The organism is Burkholderiales bacterium (genome assembly GCA_013695435.1).
Taxonomy (GTDB): Bacteria; Pseudomonadota; Gammaproteobacteria; order Burkholderiales; family JACMKV01; genus JACMKV01.
The window spans coordinates 1-4,760 of sequence record JACDAM010000191.1; the positions used below are offsets into that span (position 1 = coordinate 1).

General features: G+C 59.0%; 3 protein-coding genes. 1 reads left to right on the top strand and 2 read right to left on the bottom strand.

Translation table 11 applies throughout. The features are described from left to right. Both H0V78_09810 and ilvA read right to left on the bottom strand, forming a co-directional pair. On the bottom strand, window positions 1-2,202 hold a 2,202-nt coding region (locus tag H0V78_09810; protein ID MBA2352053.1), incomplete at its 3' end, for an ATP-binding protein. A gap of 191 nt (window positions 2,203-2,393) precedes the next feature. Next, window positions 2,394-3,905 carry a threonine ammonia-lyase, biosynthetic gene (gene ilvA / locus H0V78_09815; GenBank protein ID MBA2352054.1) on the bottom strand — a complete coding sequence of 504 codons (1,512 nt, stop codon included), beginning with the start codon at window positions 3,903-3,905 and terminating at the stop codon, window positions 2,394-2,396. Between the two features lie 176 nt (window positions 3,906-4,081). Between ilvA and rpiA the strand changes: the two genes are divergently transcribed. Beyond that, window positions 4,082-4,750, top strand: a complete 669-nt coding sequence (gene rpiA, locus H0V78_09820) for a ribose-5-phosphate isomerase RpiA (GenBank protein ID MBA2352055.1) — start codon at window positions 4,082-4,084, stop codon at window positions 4,748-4,750. The last annotated feature ends 10 nt before the right edge of the window (window positions 4,751-4,760 follow it).

The following is a 4,760-nucleotide window of genomic DNA, read 5'->3' on the forward strand; positions in this document are numbered from 1 at the left end:
GCTCTCGCGCCAGATGTCCTTGCGCAGGCAGTCGTCCTTCAACTTGTCGAGCGCATCGGCGCGATGCCATTGCCATCCGGTATTGCTTGCCGCGCGGCGTTTGATTTCGGTCCAGAGCATGGATTTTTGGGTAAACAGCTTCGACTCGGCTTTTTGGCGAAACACATCGCTTGCGATGTCGTCGGTGTACTTGGCCTTGGCAGTGAGCGTCTTGGTGATTTGCTCTTCGCCGTGATAATGATTGTTGCGGAATTCCATCGGAAAATCCGCGCTCATCAGTCGGTCGGCCACCGGAAAATACAGTGTGGTAAACGTTTCGCGCGTCGCGGATAAAAACTGTGCGCGAATACGATCCTGAAGATCGCGCGCTTGAACGAGTTGCGGATCCTGATCGGGTGTACCTTCGGCGGAAAGCTCGGCGATGATTTGGTGGATGGCCTTGAATTCCTTGGCCGAATTCAGGAGCGCGTCGAAATTGCGTTGCCCGGTTAGGAAGCCGACGCGGTTGCGAAATGTAAGCTGTTCGTGGAACGCCTTCAAGTCCGGATGCAAGCCTTGCGCATGCGGCTCAAAGATAACGAGAGTTACCTTATCCTGAGTTGGATTTATCTCATCGATCGCGGGAAGCACGAGCAATTGCTGATAGCTCCATCCAGTGTCGGCCCGAAACATTTCCTGGAGCTGAGCTTTGAGTTCCTTGACCGACTGATCGCGAAGATAGGCATCCGCTGTGGTTTTAAGGCGCGCGACAAGGTTTTGTGTGTTCCTGAAAAAGAGCTTGCCGTCACCGGTTGTGTGCAAATACCACGCCGCGGTCATGAAGCGGCTGAGCACTTCGTTCTTCAGCCGAGATATGTCGCGCCCGGGCGCGCACAGGTAGGCAATGATTTCGGGAATTGACAAGCCACGCGTAGCGCCTGGAACGTTGGCAAGGGACGCAACCAGCAGCAGGCGAGCGACATCTCCGGTATCGCCATTTGCGAGATTGGTGTCCATCACTTCGGCGACCGATTTGCCGTTCGACGCAATATCGTGCGCGATCGCGGATTCGAGCGTTGGGTTGATCTGTGCGACTTCGCTAAGCGTTTCGCGATCGTTGAGATCCACGTCATGAGCAGAGAGCAGATAGTGCTTGCCCGCGCCATCTCCTTTCCAAAGCAGCGAGGCAACGATGCGCATCAGGCGAATCAAACCTCGAGTCTGCTGAAAGCCGGGGTTCTCCTTGAAGCGCGCATAAAGGTCGCGGATCGAGGGGTGAAACGGATACGACTCCGCGACGCTTTGGGCAAATTGCTCGGGAGAAGCGTTGGTTACGTCCATCTGCCGTGCGTCGCGCACCGATTGGGCATAGCCTTGGGCGATTTCGGCAATGTCCTCCTTGCTCGGAAGGGATTCAAACAGGCGCTTTCGCAGAATCTGATAGAACTCGTCGGTATTCATGCGCACCGGTTCGAGATCCATTGCAACGCGCCCGGATTCGCGCTGCAAATCCTGCAGGGCGGAGACAATCTGCTGATGGCCGGCTTGCCAGGAAACGGTGAGGTCGGTAATCACGAGAACGACGTTTCGAAGCTCATCCTTGGTCAATGCAACCATCAGGTTTGCAAGCGCGGTCGCGGTCACAACCGATAAATCGGAATTGCCGATCGACTTCGCCTTGGCGTTCACAAAGTAAGGCGGAAGCTCATCGAGCATGATCACCAGCGGCTCGCCCTTCAGCAGGTTGATCCAGGCCGATTGACCGGGCGCCGACATGGGCGAGTAATAATCCTTGAACAGCTCGCGTTTGCCCAACTGTTCCGCAATCGAGCCCCAAAGTCCGTAAGGCGCGTCGCTTTCCCGCCCGGAGAAAGCGACGACGCGTACCTTGCCGAGCTTTTTATCGGACGTGTAAAAGCCGCTCATTACGTCCGCGCGATGCTCGGGGCGCTGCGCGAGCAGACCGAGAGCTAGCAAGTTGTGCGTCTTGTCGCCTCCCATTGCTTGAGTCAGTTTGAAAACTCCCTGCTCGGACTTTCCTTCGAGTCGCCGAAACGATTCCGTCAGCAAGGTTTTCATGCCTTCGGTAATGTAGTTTTCGGCAAAGAACGCCCCTGGCGCGATCTTGCCACCGACCAGATCACCCAGATCGGCAACGGTGTCGCGTCGTACCGCATCAAACATGGAATCGCGAGGTTTGCAGGCTTCTCGAAGGGTTTTCATCATCCGTTTTCTTGCCGAAAGTATCGAAAAAACTTAGTGGACGAGGTGGTAGAGATGGCTATCGTGAGGAACGATCGAGGCAACCGTTAACGCTTTACGATTGTATAGCGCCGACTGCGCCCGCCCGCGTGGCAAATAACTCCTTAACTGCGCCGAGCAGTTGGCGTCAAGCCGGGATTTTGCATTGCCCGCTATGCGAGGAACAGCGCATATGCGGGGTTCACGCTCTCGTCCCAATACGGATAACCGAGCTTGTCCAGGAAGCAGCAAAAATCGGCGTGCTCGTGCGCCGGCACCTGAATGCCGACCAGCACGCGGCCGTAATCGGCGCCGTGATTGCGATAATGAAACAGGCTGATGTTCCAGTCGTGGCTCATGCTGTTCAGAAATCGCGTCAGCGCGCCGGGCCGCTCGGGAAATTCGAAGCGATACAGCATTTCGTCGGGAATGCCGGGCGCGCGCCCGCCGACCAGATGACGCACATGCAGCTTGGCCATTTCGTTGTCGGATAAATCGACTGCCCGCAAACCCGCGTCGCGCAGCGCGCGCAGCAGAACCAAGGTTTCGTCGCGATCGTGCACCTGCACGCCGGCAAAAACCTGCGCTTCGCGGGCATCGGCATAACGGTAATTGAATTCGGTGATGTTGCGCGGGCCGAGCAGCGAGCAGAATTTTTTGAAGCTGCCGGGCCGCTCGGGGATCGTCACTGCGAGTATCGCTTCGCGCTGTTCGCCGATTTCAGCGCGTTCGGCAACGTGTCGCAGACGGTCGAAGTTCATGTTCGCGCCGGACGCGATCGCGATCAATGTCAGGTCGCGGATTGCCTCGCGCGCGGACCAGGCTTTGACCCCCGCGACGCTCAATGCGCCGGCCGGTTCCAGCACGACGCGCGTGTCCTCGAACACGTCCTTGATCGCGGCGCAGATCTCGTCGGTGTTGACGAGCACGACTTCATCGACCAGTTCGCGGCATAAGCGGAACGTTTCCACGCCGACCTCCCGCACCGCGACGCCATCGGCGAATAAACCCACCTGCGCCAGCTTCACGCGCTCGCCGGCGGCCAGCGATCGCGCCATCGCATCGGCATTGACTGGCTCGACGCCGATGATTTTGATCTCCGGCCGCAATCGCTTCACATAGGCGGCAATTCCCGCGATCAATCCGCCGCCGCCGACGGGAACGAAGATGGCGTGGATCGGCTGCGCGTGCTGGCGCAGGATTTCCAAGCCTATCGTTCCCTGCCCGGCGATCACATCGGGATCGTCGTATGGATGGACGAAAGTCAGGCCGCGTTCGCTCGCCATGGCAGCGGCGTACGCATAGGCTTCGTCGTAGGAATCGCCGTGCAGCACGATTGCCGCACCCCGCGCGGCAACCGCCTTGACCTTGATAGCGGGCGTCGTCGCCGGCATCACGATGGTCGCTGCGCAGCCGAGCTTTTGCGCCGCCAGTGCGACGCCTTGCGCATGATTGCCGGCCGAGGCGGCGATCACACCGCGCGCTCGCGCTTCGCTGCTGAGTCCAACCATCTTGTTATAAGCGCCGCGCAACTTGAACGAGAAAACCGGCTGCAGATCTTCGCGCTTCAGCAGCACCCGATTGCCGATTCGCGCAGAAAGATTGGCGGCCAGCTCCAGCGGACTTTCGATGGCGACGTCATAAACGCGCGCGGTCAGGATACGTTCGAGATAGGCGTTATTCATCGTCGCCAGCCGGCAGTTACTGGAAAAATGCGGGAAAAGCGTGAAGCGTATCACAGCGGCACGCGCTTTCAGTATGGCAGGCGCGCGCGTTGCAGGCGCTTATGCCGGCGCGCTTCTACCGACATTGTGCGGGGCCGGCCGCGCCGCTATCCTTGACCATCCACAAGGAGAGCGCCATGAGCAGAGAAGAACACAAGCGTGCGGCGGCGCAAGCCGCGCTCGCCTATGTACCAGCCGATTCGGTCATCGGCGTCGGCACCGGTTCGACCGCGAATTTTTTCATCGACGAACTGGCGAAAATCAAAAGCCGTATCCGCGGCGCTGTCGCAAGCTCGGAGGCGACGGCGGGGCGGCTCAGGCAAATCGGCATCGCGGTCCTCGATCTGAACGGCGTCGACGAGTTGCCGGTTTATGTAGATGGCGCCGATGAAATCACGCGTCACCTGATGATGATAAAGGGCGGCGGCGGCGCTTTGACGCGCGAGAAAATCGCGGCAGCAGTGGCGCGCAAATTCATCTGCATCGCCGATTCGAGCAAGCTCGTCGACGTGCTCGGCGGCTTTCCGGTCGCCGTCGAAGTGATCGCAATGGCGCGCAGCTATGTCGCGCGGGAACTGATCCGGCTTGGCGGACACCCGGCCTTGCGGCAAGGTTTCACCAGCGATAACGGCCACCCGGTTCTCGATGTCCACGGCTTCGACCTCGCCAATCCAGTCGAGCTTGAGAACAAAATCAACCAGATCGCAGGCGTCGTCGCAAACGGAATTTTCGCCCGGCGCGGCGCTGACGTCTTACTGCTGGCGACCGACAAAAGCGTGGAAACGATCGAACGGCAGGCAATCTAGCAAACTCCCC